Source organism: Phenylobacterium sp. GW823-FHT02A09 (assembly GCF_058797775.1).
Genome location: NZ_JBXAJZ010000003.1, coordinates 752,707 through 775,347, shown reverse-complemented (window position 1 = coordinate 775,347; position 22,641 = coordinate 752,707). Strand labels below are relative to the sequence as shown.

General features: G+C 66.9%; 18 protein-coding genes. 4 read left to right on the top strand and 14 right to left on the bottom strand.

Features of this window, described 5'->3' with window-relative positions; translation table 11 throughout:
- Positions 1-4: 4 nt before the first annotated feature.
- Positions 5-1,132 (bottom strand): AGE family epimerase/isomerase, encoded by a 1,128-nt coding sequence (locus AC1Q87_RS16395; protein ID WP_492609981.1) that lies wholly within the window; start codon positions 1,130-1,132, stop codon positions 5-7.
- A 249-nt stretch (positions 1,133-1,381) separates the two neighbouring features.
- Here AC1Q87_RS16395 and AC1Q87_RS16390 point away from each other — a divergent pair, with 249 nt between their 5' ends.
- On the top strand, positions 1,382-2,014 hold the full coding sequence (locus AC1Q87_RS16390) for a CatB-related O-acetyltransferase (RefSeq protein WP_492609980.1): 633 nt from the start codon (positions 1,382-1,384) through the stop codon (positions 2,012-2,014).
- Here the strand turns inward: AC1Q87_RS16390 and AC1Q87_RS16385 are convergent.
- From AC1Q87_RS16385 to AC1Q87_RS16345, 9 genes are all read right to left on the bottom strand, one after another.
- On the bottom strand, positions 2,004-3,458 hold the full coding sequence (locus AC1Q87_RS16385) for an oligosaccharide flippase family protein (RefSeq protein WP_492609979.1): 1,455 nt from the start codon (positions 3,456-3,458) through the stop codon (positions 2,004-2,006). The genes AC1Q87_RS16390 and AC1Q87_RS16385 overlap by 11 nt on opposite strands.
- A 63-nt stretch (positions 3,459-3,521) precedes the next feature.
- Positions 3,522-4,697: a polysaccharide pyruvyl transferase family protein gene (locus tag AC1Q87_RS16380; protein ID WP_492609978.1), complete on the bottom strand. Its 1,176-nt coding sequence runs from the start codon at positions 4,695-4,697 to the stop codon at positions 3,522-3,524.
- Positions 4,698-4,810: 113 nt separating this feature from the next.
- Positions 4,811-5,506, bottom strand: coding sequence for an exosortase-associated protein EpsI, V-type (epsI, locus tag AC1Q87_RS16375; RefSeq protein WP_492609977.1), 696 nt, complete (start codon positions 5,504-5,506; stop codon positions 4,811-4,813).
- Positions 5,503-6,378, bottom strand: a complete 876-nt coding sequence (gene xrtV, locus AC1Q87_RS16370) for an exosortase V (RefSeq protein WP_492609976.1) — start codon at positions 6,376-6,378, stop codon at positions 5,503-5,505. The genes epsI and xrtV overlap by 4 nt, the downstream gene beginning before the upstream one ends.
- A gap of 3 nt (positions 6,379-6,381) precedes the next feature.
- Positions 6,382-7,113: a CpsD/CapB family tyrosine-protein kinase gene (locus tag AC1Q87_RS16365; RefSeq protein WP_492609975.1), complete on the bottom strand. Its 732-nt coding sequence runs from the start codon at positions 7,111-7,113 to the stop codon at positions 6,382-6,384.
- Complete coding sequence (locus tag AC1Q87_RS16360) at positions 7,110-8,450, bottom strand: Wzz/FepE/Etk N-terminal domain-containing protein (RefSeq protein WP_492609974.1); 1,341 nt, start codon at positions 8,448-8,450, stop codon at positions 7,110-7,112. The genes AC1Q87_RS16365 and AC1Q87_RS16360 overlap by 4 nt, the downstream gene beginning before the upstream one ends.
- Positions 8,451-8,477: 27 nt before the next feature.
- Complete coding sequence (locus AC1Q87_RS16355) at positions 8,478-9,335, bottom strand: SLBB domain-containing protein (protein ID WP_492609973.1); 858 nt, start codon at positions 9,333-9,335, stop codon at positions 8,478-8,480.
- Between the two features lie 17 nt (positions 9,336-9,352).
- Positions 9,353-10,540, bottom strand: a complete 1,188-nt coding sequence (locus AC1Q87_RS16350) for an outer membrane beta-barrel protein (RefSeq protein WP_492609972.1) — start codon at positions 10,538-10,540, stop codon at positions 9,353-9,355.
- A 134-nt stretch (positions 10,541-10,674) separates the two neighbouring features.
- Complete coding sequence (locus tag AC1Q87_RS16345; RefSeq protein WP_492609971.1) at positions 10,675-11,796, bottom strand: Coenzyme F420 hydrogenase/dehydrogenase, beta subunit C-terminal domain; 1,122 nt, start codon at positions 11,794-11,796, stop codon at positions 10,675-10,677.
- A 246-nt stretch (positions 11,797-12,042) separates the two neighbouring features.
- Here AC1Q87_RS16345 and welK point away from each other — a divergent pair, with 246 nt between their 5' ends.
- Positions 12,043-13,149: a beta-1,4-glucuronosyltransferase WelK gene (gene welK / locus AC1Q87_RS16340; protein WP_492609970.1), complete on the top strand. Its 1,107-nt coding sequence runs from the start codon at positions 12,043-12,045 to the stop codon at positions 13,147-13,149.
- A gap of 94 nt (positions 13,150-13,243) precedes the next feature.
- Here welK and AC1Q87_RS16335 read toward each other — a convergent pair whose 3' ends face one another.
- From AC1Q87_RS16335 to AC1Q87_RS16325, 3 genes are all read right to left on the bottom strand, one after another.
- Positions 13,244-15,121 (bottom strand): calcium-binding protein, encoded by a 1,878-nt coding sequence (locus tag AC1Q87_RS16335; RefSeq protein WP_492609969.1) that lies wholly within the window; start codon positions 15,119-15,121, stop codon positions 13,244-13,246.
- A 496-nt stretch (positions 15,122-15,617) separates the two neighbouring features.
- Positions 15,618-17,651, bottom strand: coding sequence for a right-handed parallel beta-helix repeat-containing protein (locus AC1Q87_RS16330; RefSeq protein ID WP_492609968.1), 2,034 nt, complete (start codon positions 17,649-17,651; stop codon positions 15,618-15,620).
- 230 nt (positions 17,652-17,881) lie between these two features.
- Complete coding sequence (locus AC1Q87_RS16325; protein WP_492609967.1) at positions 17,882-18,970, bottom strand: acyltransferase family protein; 1,089 nt, start codon at positions 18,968-18,970, stop codon at positions 17,882-17,884.
- 227 nt (positions 18,971-19,197) lie between these two features.
- Between AC1Q87_RS16325 and AC1Q87_RS16320 the strand changes: the two genes are divergently transcribed.
- Together AC1Q87_RS16320 and AC1Q87_RS16315 are read left to right on the top strand one after the other, a co-directional pair.
- Positions 19,198-20,103: a glycosyltransferase family 2 protein gene (locus AC1Q87_RS16320; protein WP_492609966.1), complete on the top strand. Its 906-nt coding sequence runs from the start codon at positions 19,198-19,200 to the stop codon at positions 20,101-20,103.
- Between the two features lie 3 nt (positions 20,104-20,106).
- Positions 20,107-21,030: a glycosyltransferase family 2 protein gene (locus AC1Q87_RS16315; protein ID WP_492609965.1), complete on the top strand. Its 924-nt coding sequence runs from the start codon at positions 20,107-20,109 to the stop codon at positions 21,028-21,030.
- On the opposite strand, the gene AC1Q87_RS16310 is transcribed toward AC1Q87_RS16315, so the two are convergent.
- On the bottom strand, positions 21,023-22,609 hold the full coding sequence (locus AC1Q87_RS16310) for an O-antigen ligase family protein (RefSeq protein WP_492609964.1): 1,587 nt from the start codon (positions 22,607-22,609) through the stop codon (positions 21,023-21,025). The two genes, AC1Q87_RS16315 and AC1Q87_RS16310, sit on opposite strands and share 8 nt — an antisense overlap.
- Positions 22,610-22,641: the final 32 nt, after the last annotated feature.

The following is a 22,641-nucleotide window of genomic DNA, read 5'->3' as shown; positions in this document are numbered from 1 at the left end:
TCTCCTAGCGTCCGGTCGCCCGGAACAGCTCCGTGCAGGCGCAGAGGATATGGTAGAACGACGTCGCCGGCGCCGGTTCATCGACAAAGGTCCCGTCGGGACGCAGCTTGTCGCGCCAGGCGCCCGCGGCCGGGGTTTGCAGATAGCGACGCAGCACCTCGGCCGCCTCGGTCTTGCCGGCTTCGTCGCCGAACAGCAGCTCGGCCTTCAGGTGCTCGGTCTGCGGCCACAGTCGCGCCGTCGCCTCGCGCACCGAGAAGTCGTCCCAGAGTTCGTTCATCACCACTTGGCGGCTCGGATCGATCCCGCGTCGGCCCGCGTCGTAGAGCCCGCGTGCGGCGGCCAGGGCGTCCTCACGGCCGCGCAGGCGTCCCCACTTCTCCAGCAGCCAGGCCCATTCGAATTGGTGGCCCGGTTCGACCAGCCGGCCGTCGTCGCCGTCCACCAACCGCCAGTCGGCGTCGAAGAACTCGCGCAGGAAGCCGCCCTTCGGGTCGATGAAAACCTTCAGCGCCATCTCGACGATTTCGTCGGCCAAGGCGTCCCAGACGCCGCCTTCGTTCTCCGCCCAAGCCAAAGCCCCCTCAAGCAGGTGCATGTGGGCGTTGGCCTGATACGGATAGGCGATGTTCTCCACGAAGCCGCCGGCCGGGTTGCGCATCGAATCGAGGCCGCTCAGCACGCCCAGCGCCAGCTTGCGCAGGTCGAGCCGGTTCGGATCGACGCGGTGCAGGGTCGCCGTGCCCAGCAGGGCGAAGGCCTGATCATAAAGCATCGGCGTGTCGTCGAGCGGCGCGCCGTCGAGGCCCACCAGGGTGCGGAACAGGCCGTCCGACCGCAGGTAGCGATCCAGGAAAAAGTCCATCCCGTGCCAGGCCGCCTCGCGCCACGGGCCATCCCACCCGAGCGCCCCGGCGGTGGCGAAGACGTAGGTCTGACGGCCTTGCACCCGCGCGCGGCGCGGCCCAGGCCGCGGCTCGCCCTCGATGCTCAGCGCCTCGTAGTAGCCGCCCCGCTCGCGATCGGCCCCGCGCGCCCACCACAACGGCAGCGCAGCCTCGCGCACCCAGTGGTCATACCAGGCTCCGGCGGCGTCCAGGCTCTTGAAGGGGGCTTCGTCCCGAGGATCCACGCTCTCGTCCCGTCGCGGCGGCGAATCGACTTTCAATACTTCCAACCTCGTCCTCACGGCCCCTCGATAGCGCGTCGGGGCTTACGCGTCATCGCGATTGCGCCGCGGCCGGATAAGCGCAGCTTGAGGCGAAATTGCGGGAACGCGCGCCGCGACGCGAAATCCACCGGAAACCTTTCCTCAGGGCGAGGATGATAGACAGACACTCGGCGTCGCCACCCACGCCGCCGTCACCGCAAAGGCTTCGAAATGCTCGGACTGTTCAACGCCGCCGTCCTCAAACTGAGGCTCTACCTCATGAAGCGGCGCCAGTTCGACAACTTGGCGCTGCGCCAACTGTTCCGCGAGCGCTACGACATCGACATCGGCATGTACTCGTACGGCTGCTTCGACCAATGGCGCATGCCCGGACCGATCCGCATCGGCCGCTACTGCTCGTTCGCCAACACGGTCCGCTCGGCGCCGATCAACCATCCGCTGGACGCGCTTACCACGCACCCGGCGCTGTACGAGAAGAAGTTCGGCGTGGTGGACGCCGACATCACCTGGGACGAGCCGCTGATCGTCGAGGACGACGTCTGGGTGGCGCACAACGTGGTGATCCTGCCGAGCTGCAAGTTCATCGGCCGCGGCGCGGTGATCGGGGCCGGGGCCATCCTGACCAAGAACGTCGACCGCTACGCGGTGATGGTGGGCAATCCGGCGCGCAAGATCCGCGATCGCTTCGATCCGGAGCTGGCTGCGGCGATCGAAGCCACCCGCTGGTGGGAGCTCGATACGCCCGAACTGCGGCGGCTCGTGCAGAGCCACGGCGAGTTAGTCAATCATCCGAGCATAGCGGCGCTGGAGGCTTGGCGCCGAGGACAGCCGGTCAGCGGCTAGCGGGTTTCAGGGTCCGCAGCAGCCCGACCACTTCGCCGATCGTTTCGCGCTCGCGAAGCGCGACCCCGGCCGCGATCGCCGCAAGCAGTGTCGCGAAAAGCGCCGCCATGGCGTAGTGGCCCGAATCCGCGGCCGCCGCGGCGGCGTAGATCACCACGAAGGACGCTGCGAACGCCATGACGCGGTCCCAACCATCCCAGCTGGGGAAGCCTACAGCCCGGTTCAGCAGCGCCAGGGCCACGATCAGCGCGGTGAACTCGCCGATGATGAAGCCGATCAGCACGCCAGGCAGGCCGCCCAGCATCATGAACCCTACGATCGCCGCCGGCAGCGCCACCAGACGTGCGATGTTGTTGATCATCACGATGCGGCTCACCCCGACGCCCAGCGCGACATTGGTCGGCCAGAGACGGATGAATCGCGCGGCCTGCAGCATGCCGATCAGGGCGAGCACCGTCGCCGGAAGGTCGAAGGCCCGGCCGTAGAGCAACACCACCGCCACGGGGGCGACCAGCGCGAAACCGGCGGCGATGCCGAGCGCCAACAGCACGGACCGCCCAGCGAGCCGGTCTGCGGCCCGCTTCAAGTGAGCCGGATCGCTCCTCGCCGCTGAAATGACCGGCAGGTTCGTGGCCCCCAGCACACGGCTCACCATGGCTGCGGGCGAACTAACCAGCAGCAGCACCGCCGTGTAGTGGCCAAGCTCTGTCACGCCCAGCTGATGACCGATCAGCACGCGGTCGCCCTGCGAGCCCACGAACAGCAACAGGCCATTGACCACCAGGGGGCCGGCGAACAGCGCCAGCCTTCCGGCGTACTCGCGGGAATAGCCGATCGCATAGGGGCGCTTGGCGGTCAGATGAGAGACGATCACCTGCGCGACCGGCCGGGCGATCAGGCCGTAGAGAATGGCCGTGAAGTCACGCGTGTAGTAGGCGGCGATGATGATCGCCGCGGTGCTGACCAGTTCGGCGACGGCGATCCCCAGGGCTTCCGGCCGGAAGTCGTGCGCCCGTTGCGCCCGCCGGAAATCGAGATGGACCCAGCCGCCGATCAGCGGCGCGGCCGCCAAAACCATCAGTCCCGTGGCGAGCGCCGGCTCGTCGTAGAGGCTCGCCATCGGGTAGGCCGCGATGAGCAGGCCAAGCGCGATGAATATGCCCCGCCCGACAAAGACCAGTTGAACGAGCTTCTGGACCGCCGGCTTGTCGCCGTCGGGATCCTGGATCAGGAACCGGTCGCTGCCGTTGTCGCTGACGGACTCGAAGAACGACGACGTAAGGATCAGCAGCGCCGCGAGACCGAGCTGCTCTGGCCCTAACAGCCGCGCCATGATCGTGTAGCGCGCCAGCGAGCACACCTGCGCGACGACGGACGCGGCGACATATGCTCTCGTGCCTTGGCGAATGACGGCGCCCTCAATCTTGCATCTACCCAGCCGCACCCCGCAGCTGGCACCTCACCTGCCCCGTTGTCGGCGCTCACCGACGTTGGAGGACAGGCTTACTCAGGCCGCAGCCGCTTCGAAGGTTCGGCGAAGCTCAGCCCGATAGACGCCGAGCAGGTCATCCACCTCACGCATTCCGGCGACGATATCGGCCGCCAACTCCTGCCGCCGATCAAGACAGTCCTCAAGGTACCCCAGCGCCCCCTCGACATCGACGCCCGAGGTGGGGATCATCCACTTGTACGCCAGCAATCCGAACAACCCGCTGAACTTTCGACTGTAGGCGACCGGCACGACGGGCGTGCCCGATGAAAACGCTCCGATACAAGCATGCATCCGGCCAGCCACCAGGAAGTCCAGGCTGGAGATATAAGACTTAGCGTCGGAAGGATTTGTGAAGTTCCCAACCCTCACCGTGGCGGGGAATTCAGTCGCAAGTTTGTCCGCGATCCGGCCATCGTCATCCCAGGCGTAGGCCTCGGCGGTGGCGTGCGGGAGGAGGTGGACCTCGATGTCGTCGCGGGCCGCGGCGCGGCCGACGAACCGCCGCATCAGGTCGGCGTAGTCGACGCTGAGGCCGAAGCGGTTGCGGCCGCTCTCGGCCTCGTTGAACAGCAGGCCGGACACGTTCACGCCGAGCCGCAGTCGCGCGCCGCCCCGTTCGGCGCTGCGATCGACATAGGGCAAGGCGAACGCGACATCGACCGACAGGGCGCCTTTGGCGGCCGGGGCCAATCCGCGAAGCGCGTCGAGCGAGGCCTGGTCGCGGGCCAGCACGCTGTCGGCCCGCTTCAGGGCCACCGACGCCATCTGGCGATAGGGCGATCTGGTGAACGGGCCGATCGTCTGCGGCGACAGGACCAGCGGCGTGCGCGCGGCCAGCGCCTGCATCTTGGTCAGCCACAGGAACATGAAGCGGCGCAGACCGTAGATGTCGGCGAAGCTGTCGCCGGCGCCGATGTCCAGGATGCAGTCCTGATCAGCGATGACACGCAGCGCCCCGCTGGGATCCAGCAGGGTGCGGGTGTTGACCACGAACAGATCCGCCTCGGTCGGCGACACGTACACCGCCCCATCATCCCGCATGCCGATGATGGTGAAACGCGGCGTGAGGCCCATCTCCGTCGCCACTGCGCGCACGATCGCCATATTGGCCACCGTCAACGCCCCGACGCCGAGGTTGCCGGAGTTCGGCGAGTGCCACAGCAGGCCGATCTTGATCGCCTTGTCCGCCATCGCGTTCACTCTCAACTCCAGTACTGCCGCAGCGTCAGCTGGCGCGGCGCATCCGAGCGTCTCCGCCCGCACCTCGATATCGTCGTCCCGCCGGCCAAACGCCGTCGTCGGCGTCAGGCCTTGATGGCGTTCGCCAGCTGCGTCCCGATCAGCGCGTTGCGGCGCGAGGCCGGGGTCGCGGCCAGCAGAGCCGGCACGAACCGGTCGATCAGGCCGAACGCGCCCTTGGTGTCCGAACCCAGCGCCGAGAAGCGCACCAGCACGCCGTCCGGCACGTAGCCTTCCATCGCCGTCTTCAGACGCACAGAGCGTTGGTCGCCGGCGCTCTTGGGCAGGTACTCGCCCATCCGCGTCCAGTAGGTGACGTACTCGACCCGATCCGCGCCCTTGGCGACGATCCGGCGAACCGGCAGCTCCGCGCCGCCCGGCAGCGCCATTTCCCCGGCTCGCACCGACTGCAGCTCGAACCCCAGGGCCGGGTAGCAGGACTCCGGCCGGTGCAATTGCAGCAGATCGCTCTGGGTGTCCCCATAGGCGATCAGCATCATGATCTGCTCGTCGGTTTCGAGGTCGCGATAGATGCGGCTGACCATCTCGCTGTAAAGCGTCGCGGCCAGGCCTTCCGTGTTGGGCTGGACCAGGCCGTCGCTCTCTTCCGAGGACCATTGGCCAAAGCGCACCGGCACGATCGCGTCGATCTTGTCGCCCGACTTGACCAGGCTGAGGCGGCGGCGCGGCTTGAGCCCGTAGGAGACGCCTGCGGCGCCCGCACAGGCGCCGAGGAACAACAGTTCGCGACGCCCGATCATTCCGCCGCTCCCGTCCGCTTCAGCAGGCGCGACATCAGGTTGTCGACCGCGAAGACCAGGAGCAGCGCGGTCACGAACAGGAAGATGCCGGCCGCCATGTGCAGGAAGCCCTGGGCCACGGCGTCGCCGAAGAAGTAGGTCAGCAACACCAGCGTCACGATCCGGATGATGTTGGCGACAATGGCGATCGGGATCACCAGCGCCACCAGGAACAGCGAGTAGCGCCACGACGCGTTGCGCAGCAGGTAGATGTAGAACAGGCTGATCGCCACCAGGCCGGTGATCGAGTTCATGCCCGAACAGGCGTCCTCCACCAGCAGCTGGTAATGGCCGATCATCAGCGTCACGCCTTCGCGGAAGACGGGGATGCCGACGGCCTGCAGCCCTTCGGTGGCCGCGAACGACACGAACAGCTTCAGCGGCGCGGTGATGCCGTCCATGAACCAGCCCGGCGGCGGGACCAGGAAGCCCAGATAGAACAGGGGAAACCAGTTGGTCAGCAGCACCCGCAGGCCGAAGCAGGCATAGAGCAGCGACACCCCGACGCCATAGAGCCCGATCACCTCGAGGCTGATGAAGTCATAGGCTCGGCCGAAGATGTAGAGCGCCAGCGACGCGGTCATGGCCGGAATGGTCAGCCAGTCGCTGCCGGGGACCGCCGCGGCGAGCATCTCGTCGCGCTTGCGCCACAGAAGCCAGAGGCCGGTGACCAGGACGATCGGGCCGTGCGCCCCGGATTCCTTGGACCAGACCTGCTCGCCCAGCGTCGCGATCGTCGGGATCGCCAGCAGCGCCATACCCAGCGCCACCACCCAAGCCGGGGTGATCGCGAACCGGGAACGCGGCGCGTTTTCTGATACTGCGGAGGCCACTGATCAGCCTTCGTTCATCACCGTGCCGACGATGCGGGCGCGGTCTTCATTCAGTTGAGCGGCCAGGGCCTGCATGTCGCCGACGAAGCTTCGGTTGCGCCGCACCACGATCAGGCTGTAGCCGACGACCGTGCTGATGCGGCGCGCATCGGCGCAGCTGTTGGCCGCCGGCGTGTCGATGATCGTCATGTCGAAGTCGCGCAGCTGCTGGTCGACCAGATCCTTGAACCGATCGCTCGCGAGCAGTTCCTGGGCGTCCGGAGCGGCGCCGCCCGAGAACATCACCGACAGGTTCGGCGCCACCGACGATTGGATGACGCCGTCCAGCGACTCGTCCGAGCTCAGCGCCTGGAGCAGGCCGATCACCGGCTTGGTCGGACGAATGAGTTCCTGAACAGTCGGGCGGCGCAGGTCGCCATCGATCAGCAGCGTGTTGACGCCGATCTGCGAGAGCGCCACGGCGAGATTGACCGCCGTGAACGTGCAGCCGACGCCGATGCTCGGTCCGCAGATCGCCAGGCCGCGCCGACCGTCGTCGACATGCTGGGCCATGATGTGCGTGCGCAGGGTGCGGATGGCCTCGGCCTGCTCGCCATGCGGCGCGGACAGGCTGACGACCGAGGGCGCGAAGGAGTAGGCGCCCTCGCCCCCCCTGGGCGACCCGGCCTCGCCGATGGAGGCGCCGCCGAGGGGGGTGGCTTCACTTGTCCGAGGCACTTGCGTTTCCTTGCTCATGCGTTCGCAAATTTACGACGCGTCGGCCCCCGGGCGCCGCCGGTCGGCAGCGAGATCCCCAGGAAGCTGGGCGGCTTGCGCGGCCCGGCGATCACAGCCAGCAGCGGCGCATCGATAACCGAGGTGACATCCTCGGCTCCGCGGACGCGGCGGCCGAACAGTTCGATGAGCAGCGACACCAGCACGCCGAAGCCGAGGCCGAAGCCCAGGGCGCCGAACATGATCAGCGGAATGTTGGGGAAGCTGGGGTTCTGCGGGGTCACCGCGCTGCCGAGCGGCACCAGGTTGGTTTCGCCGACCTCGGCTTCCTGACGCAGTTCGGCGGTGCGCGCCGCAGCCTTCTCGAACTGTGAGCGGCGCAGATCGACTTCGGCCTGCAGTTGGCGCAGGCGCTCGACCTGATCGCGCTGGCCGATGACCTTGTTCTTCTGACGCTCCAGCGCGCCGGCGCTGACCGCGTTGGCCCCGGCCATGGCGCCGACGGCGGATCGCTCCTGGGCGACCTGCTGGGCCATCACGGCGCGTTGCTGGCGCATTGCGATCAGATCGGGGTGGTTCGGACCCAGCACCCGCGAGGCCTGGGCGATCGAAGCGTCGATCTGGGCCAGTTGCATGGCCGAGGCCGACGGGCCGGCGATCACCGGCGCCGCGGAGGCCGCCGAAGCCGCCGCCAACGCGCTCAGCTTGGCGCTTTCGATATCGGGGCCGCCGTCCTGCAGCACGATGCCGGTTTGCTTTTCGTAGGCGGTCTTGCTCGCTTCGGCCGAGACCAGGACCGACTTGGCCTTCACGGTCTGGGCGTCATACCACTCGGCGGTCCGGCGCGCAGACTCGCGGCGGAAGGCCAGACTGGTGTCGATGTAGGCCTTGCGCAGAGCGTCGGCGACGGTGCGCGCGGATTCCGGCGAGTTCGAGGTATAGCTGATCTCGAGGATGTTGCTGCCTTCGATCAACGAGGCGCCGGTTCCGTCGATGACGCGCTGAGCGGCCCAGCGACGGAAGTCGCGGTCATCGCCCGGTCCGCGCATGTCGTACTGGGTGATCAGGTTGGGATCCTGCAGCCAGCCGAGGTCTTCGACCACCTGGCCGGCGACCCGGTAGTCCTTGATCAGCTCGATCTGGGTCTTGGTGTAGGCCCGCGCGAAGCTGGGCGCAGCGGTGACCTGACCGGTCACCGGGTCCGGCTTCACGAGATCCATCATGACCCGCGAATAGGCCGAGTACCGGGGCGGCACGATCAGGGTGACGATGAACGCGCCCAGCACGCAGCTGACCGTCGCCGCGATGGTCACCCACCGCCGGGCCCAAAGGATCCTGAGGAACTGGATAATGCTCATTGCCTGTCTCCGGCCCCCAAAGCCGCCTTAGAACAAACGCTCGCCGATGACGATCACGTCGCCCGGCTCGACCTTATCGTCGAGATTGACCTTCAATTTCGTTCCCGCACGGGTGACCTGCAGACGGCGGTCCGAACCGGCCGGGCCGAGCCCGCCGGCCTTGGCGATCGCCAGGCGATAGGTCAGACCCGTCGCCACCGGGTACGATCCAGGCGAGTTGACCTGGCCGCTGATGTAGAAGAGCTCGGCTTGCGGGGCGAAGATCTTGTCGCCGGCCCCGACCACCGGATCCTGCGACAGGTCGCCCGTGGCCAGATCCTTGATCAGCAGGCGCTTCTCGGCGCTGCCGTCCGCGGGACGCAGGACGATGTAGTCGGCGCCAGCGGCGTTGACGCCGCCGACCCGCGCCAGGATTTCCGACAGCCGGTAGGAGCGGTTGACCGTGACCAGGCCCGGCGAAGTGACCGCGCCCAGGACGGTGACATAGCGGCTCGAGTAAGAGACCACTTCCACGTTGACGATCGGGCTGGCGAAGTAGCCGCCCGCCTGCAGCGCCGCGCGCACCTGTTCGCTGAGCGCGCGGGCCGTGCGCTCGCCGGCGGCGATGCGGCCGATCAGCGGCAGCTGAATGGTGCCGTCGGCCCCGATCCGCGCCCGGGTCTTGAAGTCCGCCCGGCCCAGCACCTCGACGTCGACGACGTCGTCCGGGCCGAGAATATAGTCGGGCGACGGCGCCGGCTGCGCATCGGGCGCCGCCATCGACGGCCCAACGGCCGGAGCCATGGCCGGACCTGCCGCAGGGCTGGTAGCCTGCGCCTGCGCGCTCAGCGGCACGGCGAGAGCAGTCCCGATGACGACGATCAGTTTGAGCAGGCTATTGCGCATGTCAGGCCTCAGTCCGATTAAAACGCGACCCCCGCCGCCAGCGCGACGACAGTCCGATCATAGGTGTACTGCGGGGCGTTGGCGTCCCGATCCTCGTAACGCGCATTCAGGGTCCAACGGATCCGCTCGCTCTGCGTAAACGTGACGCCCCCGAACACGGCGTAGCTCTGGGAGTCCGTCAGCACCGGGAACAGGGAGGCGAATGAGCCGTCTGTTTCGCTGTCCACGAACTCCGTCCCGGCCGACAGTGCAATTCGCGAGCCAAGTTCGTAGTCGGCCGTGAGGCGGTAGTTGGTGGCGATCGAATAGAGGCCGCCGATGCTGCTGGCGGGCACGACCGCACGGCCCATGCTGAACTCCGTCCGCAGGCGCGTCGTCGGGCGATAGATCAGGTCGACGCTCCAGGTCGAGCCTTCGAAATCGCTGTTGGACACCAGGCTGTCGGTCTCGACAGTGGTGTAGCCGTAGTTGATGACGCCCTGCAGGCGGCTGCTGATCCGACGCTCGAACGACACGCCGAGGGTCGTCGTCTCATAGCCGCTGGCCGAGGTCGGCAGGATGCGGTTCGGATAGTCGGTGTCGGAATAGCCCGCATAGACGGTGAGCGTTCCCAGGGCGGGACGCGAATAGGTCACGCCGACGGTGCCGTCCCACGTCTCTGAATCATTTTGGAACACGACGGCGTTGCTGTTCTCGGACCAGGTCTTGTGCGCCGCCGCCGTGACGCCGAGGCCGGTGCCACGGGTGCAGGCGACGGTCGCGCCGACCGAGCTGCTGTCGATGGCGTTTTCCGAGTCCACCAGGGTGACGGTCTGAATGTTCGCCTGGCCGTGGTGGAACGATCCGCCGAGCTGGCCCTCGCAGGGACCGAAACGCAGGTTGGCCCCGCCTTCGAAGTCCAGGTTCTCGGTGTCGAGCTGGGTGTTCTTGTCGTGGAAGTCGTAACCGACGCTGCCGCGCAGATAGAGCGACTGGCGGCTGACCGGCAGCAGCACGTCGGCCGTCACCGCGGGGCTGAAGATGGTGTCCTCGCGCTGGATGCCGCGGAGCGCCGCGGTCGCCGCGTCCGAGCGGGAGACGTTGCTGTCCTGCACGACCGTCGCCTGGACGCCGAACTTGACGCTTCGCGTCTCTTGCGCGAGCGCAGGCGTGGCCAACGCCACAACGCCAAGCAAACTACCGCAGACGATCTTTCCGTAATGCATGCGCGTGCCCCCCAATTCGTAACGCCTTCTGACAGGCCCGAAGCCTTTCAGAGAGATAGCGCCCGCGATTTGCGCGTGCACTAACAAAGTAGGCTGAAGTTTGTGAACAATCTGCTGATGAGCAGTTCGGTTAACTAGCGCTTTCCAAGAAGTACCCGGCGCATCGTTCCGACCAGATTGCGCGCGGCCTCTGCCGGCGGCGCGAGCCGCGCCGCGGTCGCGACCTCTGTCCCCCGCATGTCCGGCTTCGGCTGCAGGGTGGCGCTGAGCGCGCCCATCCGCGCACGCACCAGGCGCTTTCGGCGCGCTTGGGACGGCTGCATCAGGTCGATTTCGCCGATATCGAGCGGCTCGACGCTCAGGACGCCGTCATCGACCGCGCGCTGGAACATCTCCGCGCCCACCGGCGAGCGCACCACGATCAGGCTGCGACCGTCCTGCTCTTCGAAGCTCGGATAGCCGCTTTCACCGCCATACCAGGCATCGGCGCAGGCGATGTCCGCCGCCCCGCCGACCGCGTCAGGGCAGATCTTGCAGCGGAATTGCACTTCCTTCGAAAGGTGGCCACCCCAACTGTCGGCATAGGACATCTTCGCGACCCGGCCGTCGTGCGTGGTCGCGGCCGCGGTTCCGGGCCAGCCCTGGCCGCGGAAGCGAAACGCCGCCACGTCCTCGAACGACACCTCCATCGCCTTCAGGATCCGGTGCACGCCATCGTGGCTCGGCATGCCGCCGCAGAAGAACGACAGCATCAGCGGCACGTGCTGATCGACCCGCGGATCGTGCAAGGCCAGCCGGCGCAACGCCGAGACGTCGCACGGCTTACCTACGAAGGCCATGCGCCCGCCGGCGGCCAGCGCCTCGTCGATGCCGCTCAGCGGCGACGAGGCCGTGTAGCGCGAGCCGGCGCCAGCCAGGATCTCCTGCGGCGTCGTCGAACAGACCGTAACATTGCCGGTCGGGTTTTCCGGATCGGCCTTGATATGAACCACGCGGTCGACGAAGCCGCTGGCGAGGGCGTGGATCAGGATCGCCGAAATGGCGCCGCCGGACGAGCCTTCGAAGCGCACGGCCTCGTCGGCGGCGAAGCCAGTCCAGACCCCGCGCCACGGCCCCCAATAGGGATGCACGTTCGCCTCGCGATCCCAGCCGGCGACGACCGCCCCAGGGCAGGAACCGGCGATAACTCGCTCGGCCTCGGCGGAAATCGGCGTGGTCTGCACCGGCCGGCTATAGCCGGGCGGCGTCATCTTCATCGTGATCGCGCCCTCGGACACGGACGCGCAAAGCCCGCAGCCCGTGCAGAGCTGCCCACGAAGCACGCGTTCGACCGTTGGTGACGCCGGCAAGGCCATACTCGTTTCCCTGACCGCGCCGAGCGCGCGCGACCTCGCTACAACAAAAAAAGGTTTCGCGGCGGTTTAGCGGCGACTGGCCGACGAATATCAAGCCACGTAGTAACCCGTCTTTAGATGTCTGAGTGGTAACGAGAGATTTCCCGCGTGAACAGTGATGGCGAGACGGTGGCGGTTTCAGACGTCGTAGCTGCGGAAGCGGCGCCCGCCAGCGGCGCGAAGCCGGCCGGCCGTCGCCTGCGGCTGTGCCTGGCAGCCTCCGGCGGCGGTCACGTCCGCCAGCTGCTCGACCTGGAGAGCATCTGGTCGAAGCACGACTACTTCTTCGTCACCGAGGACACCGCGCTCGGCGCCACCCTCGCCCAAACGCATCGCACGCACTTCGTCCCGCACGTGGCGATCGGCCAGGCCCGGTTGGGCGCGCCGTGGCGCATGGTCCGCGCCGGGATCAGCAATTTCTTCCGGTCGGCCGCGATCATCGCCCGCGAACGTCCGGACGTCGTCATCTCGACGGGCGCGGGCGCGGTGTTCTTCGCTGTCGCATGGGCGCGGCTGCGCGGCGCGCGGACGGTGGTGATCGACTCGTTCGCGCGGTTCGACCGCCCGTCGTTGTTCGCGCGCATCGCCGGCCCGCTCGCCGACGACATGGTCGTGCAGTCCAAGGCGCTCTCGTCCTACTTCCCCAAAGCCAAGGTGTTCGACCCGTTCCGACTGCTGGACGAGCCGCCGCCGCCCAAGAAGCCGCTGCTATTCGCGACCGTCGGCGCCACCCTGCCCTTCGAGCGCCTAGTCTCCTCCGTCGCCGAACTGAAGGCGCGGGGCGAGCTGGCCGAAGAGGTGATCATCCAGACCGGCGTCGGGGCCCCGCAGCCGGAAGGCGTGGAGTCCGTCGAGACCCTGCCCTTCGACAGGATCCAGGACCTGCTGACCCACGCCGACATCGTCGTCTGCCACGGCGGCACCGGCTCGCTGATCACGGCGCTGCGCCAGGGCTGCCGGGTGATCGCCTTCCCTCGACTGCTGGAAAAGGGCGAGCACTACGACAATCACCAGGCCGAGATCACGAGCGCCTTCGCCGCGCGCGGCCTGATCGAAGTCGCCAACGACGCCGACGAACTGGCCGCCGCGATCGCGCGCATCAAAGCTCGGCCGCCGGTGCTGGCGACCACCGATCCGAGCGAACTGATCGACTATCTCGACGGCGTCCTCGACGAGGAGCGCCGCAAGCGCAGGTCAAAAACGCAAAAAGCGTGACGACCGCTGGGGCCGTCACGCTTTTCGGTAGCGTAGATCGGATGCCCCGAACCTGGGCATGGCGGCCAGGTCCGGGGAAGTCCGAGGGCGCCGCTTAGAGCGCGAACTCCGAGCCATCCAGGCTGTGAACGCCCGTCAGCTTGATGTGCAGGTCAGCCACCTTGTCGCCGTTCATGTCGCCATAGACGTGAGTTTCGCCATTGGTGACTTCGTAGCGGAGTTGGCCGGCCTGGCCGCTGAACGCCTTGGCCCCGATGAAGGCGAACTTGTCGTTCGCCGCCGTCTTGGTGTTGGCGTCCAGCTCGCTGAGCAGGATCTTGTCGCCCTGCGCCTTCGAGAAGTCCGTGATCACGTCGGTCGACCCGAGGTCGGCCGGACGGAACACGAAGTTGTCAGCGCCAGCGCCGCCGGTCAGGGTGTCGGCGCCCGGGCCGCCTTCCAGGCGGTCGTTGCCGGCCCCGCCCAGCAGGACGTCGTTGCCGTCGCCGCCGGTGAGCGTGTCGTTGCCGTTACCGCCGTCGAGACGGTCGGCGCCGGCGTCGCCCAGCAGACGGTCGTTGCCGTCGCCGCCCGACAGGGTGTCGTTGCCTTCACGACCGCGCAGGATGTCATCGCCGCCCAGGCCCGACAGATTGTCGGCCTTGGTGGTGCCGGAAATGTCGTTGGCCAGCGCATTGCCGGTGCCCGACGTAGCGCCTTCCTGCAGCTTCAGGTTCTCGACGTTGTCGGCCAGCGTGTGATTGGCGTAGGCGAAGACCGTATCGGTGCCGCCATTCGCGGACTCCACGATCTTGTCGTCAGCGTCCGAGATCACATAGGTGTCATTGCCGGCCCCGCCGATCAGGACGTTGGCGCCCTTGCCGCCGGTCAGCACGTCGTCACCGGCGCCGCCTTCCAGCTGCATGTTCACCTTGCCGCTGACCGTCAGACGGTCGGCGCCGGAGGTGCCCTTCAGCACGGTCAGCGAACCACCGTCCGAACCCGAACCGCCGTCAGAGCCAGAGCCGCCGTCCGAGCCGGAGCCCGTACCCGGATCGGGATTGGGCGTCGGATCCGGGGTCGGTTCCGGAGTCGGGGTCGGATCCGGGTCCGGAGTCGGGGTCGGCGTCGGAGCGCCGCCCGGCAGCGGGAAGGTCGAGATGGCGCCGGCTTCACCTTCGTGCGCCTTCACCCAGGCGTCGATCTTGGCGATCTCAGCAGAGGTCAGGGCCTTGATGGTGACGTTGCCGCTGTTCGCCGTCGTGGTCGTGCCGCTCAGGTTGAAGCTGGCGGCTTCGTTGTTGGTGATCTTGGCGTTGGTCGAGTTGGCGATGCGGATCCACGACGTCATGTCGCCATAGGGCGCGACAGTGTTGCCGTCGACGGTCAGGCCGTTGGTGTTGGACACCATGATGCCGTTGTACATGCCGCCCACGACCACGTTGTCGGTCACGGTCACGTTCTTGTAGCCGATGCCGGCCTGGTCGGTGATGAAGATGCCCTGGATGATGCCGCCTTCACCGCGCGCGACCACGTTGCCGCTGACCACGATGTTTTGCGCCGCCGAAGTGGCGCCGCGGGTCAGGAACTGAACGGCGTCCGGGTGGTCGCCGGTGGCCGGGGCGAAGTCGTGGAAGGAGTTGTTGAGCACCTGCACGTTGGACGTACCCACGGCGATCACGCCGTCAGCACGCATGTCATGCATGTTGTTGCCTTCGACGCGGACGCCGTTGCTGTTCATCATGCTGACGCCGTGGGCGAGCTCGTGGAACTCCGAGTTCGTCACCTTCACGTTCGAGCTTTCACGGATCAGCATCGCCGACTGGTCATCGCCGGGGTTGTTGTTCAGCGAGCCGTGGAAGTTGATGTTGTCGAACGAGATGTTCTTAGAGCTGTTGACCTGGGTGTTCCAAACCGTGGACGGATTGCTGTAATCCATGTGCAGGTTCTCGAAGGAGAGCCCCTGGCTGTTGGCCACGGTCAGACCGGTCAAGGTCGCTGGATTACCCGCATCCTTCGAGGTGATCGTCACCGTACCGTCGAAGACAATGCCCTTCAGATTGACATTGCCGTAGTTGCCGGCCGAAAGAAGAATGGTATCGCCCGCCTTAGCAGTCGTAAGAGCGGCACGCAGCGAATCTGCACTATTAACAGTAATATTAGTCACGTAGGGAGACCCTCACTATTGGTGGCCAAAGTCCGATACACTTGCGTGCACCAAAGCCACTGAATGTGAGCGTCTATCTACATACTCAGATTGCGCCCATCCAGGTGACGGAACGTCGCAACAATCCTGCAATGTCGCGAACTTAGACTGTCATATACCTGGATAGTGACGGTTGATTCGCGTCCAAGACATGTCATGAATCGGGCAGAATCCAGGCGAACAGCGACTAATCTTCAGTTCTCCTTTCGAACGACCAAAAGAAAACCCGCCGCTGCGGGGGACGCAGCGGCGGGATGGTGTTCGAACCCGGTTTTCAGCTCACTCAGAGCATGAAGTCGGCGGCTGTGAGCTTGCTGACACCCACCACGTTTATCTCGAAGTCGGCGATGCGGTCGCCGTTCATGTCGCCGTAGACGTGTGCGTCCCCGTTAATGACCTGGAACCGCAACTCGCCCGCCTTGCCGCTAAAAGCGCTGCTGCCGATGAACGTGAATTTGTCGTTCGCGGCGGTGTTGGTGTTGGCGTCCAGCTCGGCGAGCAGGATCCGGTCGCCCTGGGCCGAGGAGAAGCCCTCGATCCGATCCACGCCGACGAGGTCGCCCGGGCGGTAGACAAAGCTGTCCGCGCCGGAGCCGCCGACCAGCGTGTCGGCGCCGGGGCCGCCTTCGAGACGGTTGTCGCCAGCCCCGCCGATCAGGATGTCGTTGCCCTCGCCGCCATACAGGCTGTCATTGCCAGCCCCGCCGTCCAGGCGGTCGTCGCCGGCGTCGCCATACAGTTGGTCCGCGCCGTCGCCGCCGCTGATCGTGTCGTTGCCTTCACGCCCCCGCACGGTGTCGTCGCCGCCCAGGCCCGACAGATTGTCGGCCTGGGTCGTGCCGGTGATGATGTTGGCCAGGTCGTTGCCGACGCCGACGGTCGCGCCTTCCTGCAGCTTCAGGTTCTCGACGTTGGCGCTGAGCGTGTGGTTGACGTAGGCGTAGACGAGGTCGGTCCCGCCATTCGCGCCCTCGACGATCACGTCGTCGCTGTCGCGGATGATGTAGGTGTCGTCGCCGGCCCCGCCGATCAGCGTGTTGGCGCCCGCGCCGCCGGTCAGCACGTCGTTACCCGCGCCGCCTTCCAGCTGCATGTTGGCCTTGCCCGTGACGGTCAGGCGGTCGTCGCCCGCCGTGCCGGCGAGCACGATCACCGCGGTCTCCACCGGAGCCGGATCCTTGATGACCGGCGCCGTCGGCGTCGTGGGCGTGGTCGGCGCCGTCGGAGTGGTCGGCGTGGTGGGAGTCGTCGGGGTGGTCGGCGTGGTCGGGGTCGTCGGCGTGGTCGGGGCCGCACCGTCCAGCATGCCCACCAGGCCGCTCGAAACTTCGGTGTTCGTGGCCAGCCAGGTCTTCAGGCTGGCGATCTGCGCCGACGTGAGCGGCTGCAGGACGACGTCGCCGGTCTGCATCAGAGCGGTGTTGCCCTGCAGGATGTAGGCGCCCGCCTGGTTGTTGCTCATCTGGACGTTGGTCGAGTCGCCGACCCGGATCCACGACTTCTGGTCGCTGTAGGACGCCACGACGTTGCCATCGATGACGACGCCGTTGGCCATCGCCACCATGATGCCGTTGTACATGCCGCCGGTCACGACGTTGTCGGTCACCGTCACCCGGTCATAGCCGAGCCCGATCTGGTCGGTGATGAACACGCCCTGGATGATGCCGCCGTCGCCGCGCGTGATCAGGTTGCCGCTCACCAGGATGTCGTGAGCCTTCTCGGTCGTGCCGCGGGTCAGGAACTGGATCGCATCGGGGTGGTCGCCGTCGGCCGGATAGAAGTCCGTGAAGACGTTGCCGACGATCTGCACGTTCGAGGTGCCGGCCCCCATGACCCCGTCGGAACGCAGGTCGTGGAAGCTGTTGGCTTCGATCCGGACGCCGTCGCTGTTCATCATGCTGACGGCGTGGGAAAATTCTTGGAACTCCGACCCGATTACCTTGACGCCCTCGCTGCTGCGGATCAGCAGCGCGTTCTGGTCGTCGGCCGGGTTGCCGTTCATCGACCCATGGAAGTCGAGGTTGTTCAGCTCGATGTTCTTCGAGCTGACGATCTGGGCGTTCCAGACCGTCCACGGCGAGCTGAAGTCCATGTGGAGGTTCTGGAAGGTCAGGTTCTCGCTGCCCGTCACCACCAGACCGGTGAAGGTCGCCGGATTACCGGGATCCTTCGAGGCGATGGTCACCGTGCCGTCGAACACGAGGTTCTTGATCTGGACGTTCGAGTAGTTGCCAGCCTCAAGAAGGATCGTATCGCCAGACTTGGCGGCATTGAGCGCCGCGGTCAGGGATTGAGCGCTATTCGCCGTGAGTATCACGATATCTCTCCGCCACCAGATCCGCACTCGCGCCGTGTATTGCCGAGTACGGGATGCCCCGTTGTGGACTTATGAGTAGCAACCAGCCGCTTGAACCGGCCTTAATCAGCTAGGTTAATTGCGCGATAACATAAACATCTGGAAACCATGCCCTCCGACGCCTTGCAGACGCGCAAAAGGCGCCGCCCCGGCGTACGCCAGGGCGGTCGATCGCTGTCGGAGGGATCGGACTAGGTCTGCTGGGCCGCCAGCCGGCCAGCGCGCCGACGGCGGCGATAGGCGTCAAGCGCCGGACGCTCGACGAGGTGCCAGGACAGCGCCGCCAGCGGGACCGTCGCGGCCATGGTGACCAGCGTCAGGGCCAGATGCGACGACGTCGGCCAGAAGGCGTAGATCAGCACCATCACCGGATAGCCGTAGATGTACATGCCGTAGCTGTAGTCCGGCCACTTGGCCGAGAAGACGCTGCGCTGCGCCGTAAGCAGCCCCCAGCACAGCACCGCATAACCGATCAGCAGGGCGCGCATGTGCAGGCCGAGCCCGACGGCGTGGGCCGCCAGAGTCACGAGGAACAACACGCCCAGCCACATCCACGAAAGCGGAATGCGCTCGCGGAACAGGTAGGCGGCGATGCCCAGGGCGAAGGCCGCCCACAGGCGATCGAAGGTCTCGATCAGATAGACCGCGCCACCACCCACGAGGCTGCGGGCCAGTTCCTGGACCTGGGGAACGTCCCAGACCAGCACGCCGATCAGGCTCAGCGGCAGCACCAGCCGCTTCATGATCGTCGGCTTGGCCAGACCCAGCCCGCCAAGGATCGCCAGCACGGCGTAGCACCTGACCTCCCAGGGCAGCGTCCAGAGCGAACCGTTAATCACGCACGGCTCGCCGCCGCACTCCACGCCAGTCAGACGGTAGGACGCCACCGTGAAGGTCAGGTTGGTCAGTACGAACTTCGACGTCTCGCCGCCGAGATAGGCGCCCGGCGCCGCCGTGGTGAAGAAGCCGCCGGCCAGGACCGTCAGCAGCACGCACAGCGCCAGCCCCGGCCACAGGCGCACGAACCGCGCCGTCAGGAAGCGCACCGAACTCTTCAGCCGCAGCAGGCTGGGATAGACGAGAAATCCGCTGAGGAAGAAGAAGCCGTCGACCGCATAGGCCGAGATCGGCGCGCCCAGAAACCCGCTGAGGTCGTCGGCGTTCCGCACGCCGGTGGTCATGAAGTAGCAGTGCGTGTAGATCACCGAACTGGCGAGCAACAATCTCACCGCGGTGAAGTTGTTGGCGTCGGCGTCCAGTCGCTCGTCGCTGATCCGCATCGCCCGTCCCTCAACCACGCCGCTTCGCACTATCCGACCGGCAAGCAGCGACTAGTACAGCAAAGCTGATACGTAAACCTTACGCGAACCGCACCCGACCACTCCGTCAACTCATACTGGCCCAAGGTCGCGCCAATATTGATGAAACGTCAACATCGCAGGGGCATATGTGCGACCGGGCCCGCCGTCGCGGCCGCCCGTTGTTCATGTGCGAGTTCGCCCCGCCGATGGAATTGACCGGAGACGCCCTGCCCGCTGGCGCGCAGCCTCACGTCAGCGTGATCGTGCCCCACTACAACGACCTCGCAGCGCTGGATCGCTGCCTGTCGGCGCTCCAGGCCCAAACCTACGCGGCCGATCGCTTCGAGGTGATCGTCGCCGACAATATGTCCCCGGTCGGGGCCGACGCCGTGAAGCAGACCATCGCCGGCCGCGCGAGCCTCGTCAGCGTACCCGAGCGCGGCGCCGGGCCAGCCCGCAACGGCGGCGTCGCCGTGGCGCGCGGCGAGATCCTCGCCTTCACCGACTCCGACTGCATTCCGGTTCCCGAGTGGCTGGCCGAAGGCGTCGCAGCTCTGGAGCGCAGCGACTTCGTCGGCGGCGGCATGCGCGTGCTGGTCGGCGACGAAGCCCACGTCACCGGCGCCGAAGCGTTCGAACTGGTCTTCGCCTTCGACAACCAAGCCTATGTGGAACGCAAGGGCTTCACGGTCACCGCCAACCTCTTCTGCCCCGCCGCGCTGTTCGCCCAGGTCGGCGGCTTCCGGGTCGGGGTGTCCGAGGACCTGGAGTGGTCGCACCGCGCCCGCGACGCCGGGTTCAAGATCGGCTACGCGCCGAGCGCGCTCGTCGCCCACCCAGCCCGACGCGACTGGAACGAACTGTCGGCGAAGTGGCGGAGGCTGAATGCGGAGACCTTCGGCATCGTCGCCGGCCGGCCGCAGGGCCGCGGGCGCTGGCTGGCCCGCAGCTTGCTGCTGCCGCTCTCGGCCGTGGCGCACACGCCCCGCGTGCTGACCAGCCCGCGCCTGCGCTCGCCGCGCCAGAAACTCGACGCCGTGGCCATGCTCTACCGGCTGCGCCTCTGGCGCGCCTTGGACGCGGTGGGCCTGCTGGCCCGCGCGGAGCGCTGACCCATGCACGTCGCCGTCTGCATCGTCGCCTTCCGCAACGTTCCCGACATCGTCGCCTGCCTCGAGGCGCTGGGGAGATCCAGCCACCGCGCCTTCGAGGTCTTGATCTGCGAGAACGGCGGCCAGGCCGCCTATGATGCGCTTGTCGCCCAGCTGCCCCAGGCCCTGCCGGGCGGCCAGGTCGTCCGCGCCGTGCGCGCGCCGCGCAATCTCGGCTACGCCGGCGGCGTGAACGTCGGCCTGCAGGAAACGCCGCACGCCGACGCCTGGTGGGTGCTGAACCCTGACACCCTGCCACAGCCCCAGTCGCTCGAACGCCTGGTGGCGCGGCTTCAGGCCGGCGACTGCGAAGCCGTCGGCGACACGGTCTACCTGCCGGACGGCCGAGTGCAGTCGCATGGCGGCCGCTGGCGGCCATGGCTGGCGCGGGCCGTCTCGATCGGCCACGGCTCGCCGCACGGCGCGTCGCCCGATCAGGCGCAGGTCGAACGCGAGCAGAACTATCTCAACGGCGCATCGATGATGATCGGCCGCCGCTTCCTCGAAACCGTCGGTCCGATGCGCGAGGACTACTTCCTCTATTGCGAGGAGGTCGAATGGTGCCTGCGAGGGCTCCAGCTCGGCATGCGCCTGGGCTACGCGCCCGGCGCCGACGTCCTGCATGAGGCCGGCACCACCACCGGCTCCTACACCGCCATCCGCAGCCGCCCGCGCACGCCGGTCTATCTGGGCGAACGCAACAAGCTGCTGACCACTCGCGACCGCTATCCGATGCGCCTGCCGGTCGCGGCCGTCGCGGCGCTCGCCCTGCTGGGTCTGCGGTTCGGTCGCGCGCGCGCCTGGCGCCAGCTCGGCTATGCGCTGTCGGGTTGGAGCGCGGGCCTGCGCGGCGAGCGCGGGCCGCCGCCCTGGCTCGACGTCAGGTGACGCTGGCCGCCGACGCGCCCGGCTCGGACTTCTCATGGGTGGCGCGGTAGACCATCGCCGTCACGATTCCCATCAGCATGAAGATCAGCGGGTGATTGTCCTGCTGGCTGAACACCGACTTGATGACGATGAAGTTCACCAGGGCGATGGCCGCGGGCATGAAATAGCTGAGCTCGCCCGTGGGCGAGCGCACCGCGTACTTGGCCGCATAGTAGGTCGAGACGACCAGCATGCCGTAATAGACGAAGAAGCCGATCACGCCGTACTCGAGGCCGACCGCCAGATAGTAGGTGTCGATGGTCGTGATGCCCGCCGGACTGACGAAGCCGAGCGTGCTGCCGCCGGTGCCCGCCCCGTGTCCCCACGGCGCCTTCAGGATCATCGGGATGCCCATGTCGTACTGGGCGCCGCGCGAGGCCGTGCTGGCCGCGGTGTCGCCGCCGCCCCAGACCATGTTGCGAAGCCGTCCCACGAACATGGTCGCGGCGATGAACAGGGCGAAGATGACCGGATAGGCCAGCACGATGGCCGGGGCCAGCAGGCTGGTCTTGTCGGCGCGCCAGCGCAGCCAGCTCCACAGCAACAGGTAGAGCATGAACGACAGCAGGAAGCCGACCATGCCCAGACGGGAGTCGGTGACGATCACCACATAGAGCATCATCGGCATGGTCACCCCGGCGGCGATGCGGGTCGCCAGGTTCTTTCCGAACATCACGAAGTGCAGGACGAAGGGCGCCGTCAGCGCCAGGAATTCGGCCAGACCGAGCGGCGTGGTGAAGGTGCTCTGCACGCGATACTGGCCGGTCGCCGAGCGCATGCTGCCGGTGAGCGTGCGGATCACGCTCTCGTCCTCGACCTTCAGGAAGCTCGGCACGAAGGCGCCCCACGACGGCCGGCTGATCTTGAACTCGAAGAGCCCCATCAGGCAGACCACGACGGTCACGATCCAGAGGATCACCGCCCAGCGGTGGACCCGCCCAGGCTTCAGGAAGACGAAGGCGCTGGCGAAGTAGATCGACGTCCAGGTCAGCTGGGCGTTGATCACCCGCTGGATGGACTGGTCCTTGTCGTCGGAGAAGGCGATCGTGACGACCTGGATCAGCACGAAGCCGGCCAGCAGCTTGTAGACCAGCGGCGTGGCGTTCAGCGCCTCCTTCATCTGCGCTCTGAAGTCCGGCGACATCGAGTAGCTGATGGCCAGGACCAGGGCGAGCGGCGCGCCGACCAGGCGCATCAGCGTGATCCACGGCAAGCCCGGCAACGCCACGGCCAGATAGTTCGGCCATAGGAACAGCACGATGATGAAGGCGAAGCTGAGCCCGTAGAGCGTGCCGGTCGGCGCCGTGCGAGTGTCGGGCAGCGCCCAGACGGTCAGCAACGCCAGGAGGATGACCGGGATGACCAGCTGCTTGATCAGGTACGGCGTGGTCAGGCCGTAGAAGAAACCGAAGAACAGGCAGAAGCCCATGAACGCGAGCAGGAAGGCGGCCTGGACCAGGCGGCCGGGGCCGGGCCGGGTATAGGGTCTCAGGATAATCGGCCGCGAACTGCGTCCGTCACTGTCGCTGCGCGCCCACATCAGGGCTTCTCCCAGTCGTTTTCAATCCGCCG

Bases quoted from the DNA above. Each gene is read 5' to 3' on its own strand.
- AC1Q87_RS16390 (WP_492609980.1), top strand. From the start codon at position 1,382: ATGCTCGGACTGTTCAACGCCGCCGTCCTCAAACTGAGGCTCTACCTC.
- AC1Q87_RS16380 (WP_492609978.1), bottom strand. From the start codon at position 4,697: ATGGCGGACAAGGCGATCAAGATCGGCCTGCTGTGGCACTCGCCGAAC.
- epsI (WP_492609977.1), bottom strand. From the start codon at position 5,506: ATGATCGGGCGTCGCGAACTGTTGTTCCTCGGCGCCTGTGCGGGCGCC.
- AC1Q87_RS16365 (WP_492609975.1), bottom strand. From the start codon at position 7,113: ATGAGCAAGGAAACGCAAGTGCCTCGGACAAGTGAAGCCACCCCCCTC.
- AC1Q87_RS16360 (WP_492609974.1), bottom strand. From the start codon at position 8,450: ATGAGCATTATCCAGTTCCTCAGGATCCTTTGGGCCCGGCGGTGGGTG.
- AC1Q87_RS16355 (WP_492609973.1), bottom strand. From the start codon at position 9,335: ATGCGCAATAGCCTGCTCAAACTGATCGTCGTCATCGGGACTGCTCTC.
- AC1Q87_RS16350 (WP_492609972.1), bottom strand. From the start codon at position 10,540: ATGCATTACGGAAAGATCGTCTGCGGTAGTTTGCTTGGCGTTGTGGCG.
- AC1Q87_RS16345 (WP_492609971.1), bottom strand. From the start codon at position 11,796: ATGAAGATGACGCCGCCCGGCTATAGCCGGCCGGTGCAGACCACGCCG.
- AC1Q87_RS16325 (WP_492609967.1), bottom strand. From the start codon at position 18,970: ATGCGGATCAGCGACGAGCGACTGGACGCCGACGCCAACAACTTCACC.
- AC1Q87_RS16320 (WP_492609966.1), top strand. From the start codon at position 19,198: ATGGAATTGACCGGAGACGCCCTGCCCGCTGGCGCGCAGCCTCACGTC.
- AC1Q87_RS16315 (WP_492609965.1), top strand. From the start codon at position 20,107: ATGCACGTCGCCGTCTGCATCGTCGCCTTCCGCAACGTTCCCGACATC.
- AC1Q87_RS16310 (WP_492609964.1), bottom strand. From the start codon at position 22,609: ATGTGGGCGCGCAGCGACAGTGACGGACGCAGTTCGCGGCCGATTATC.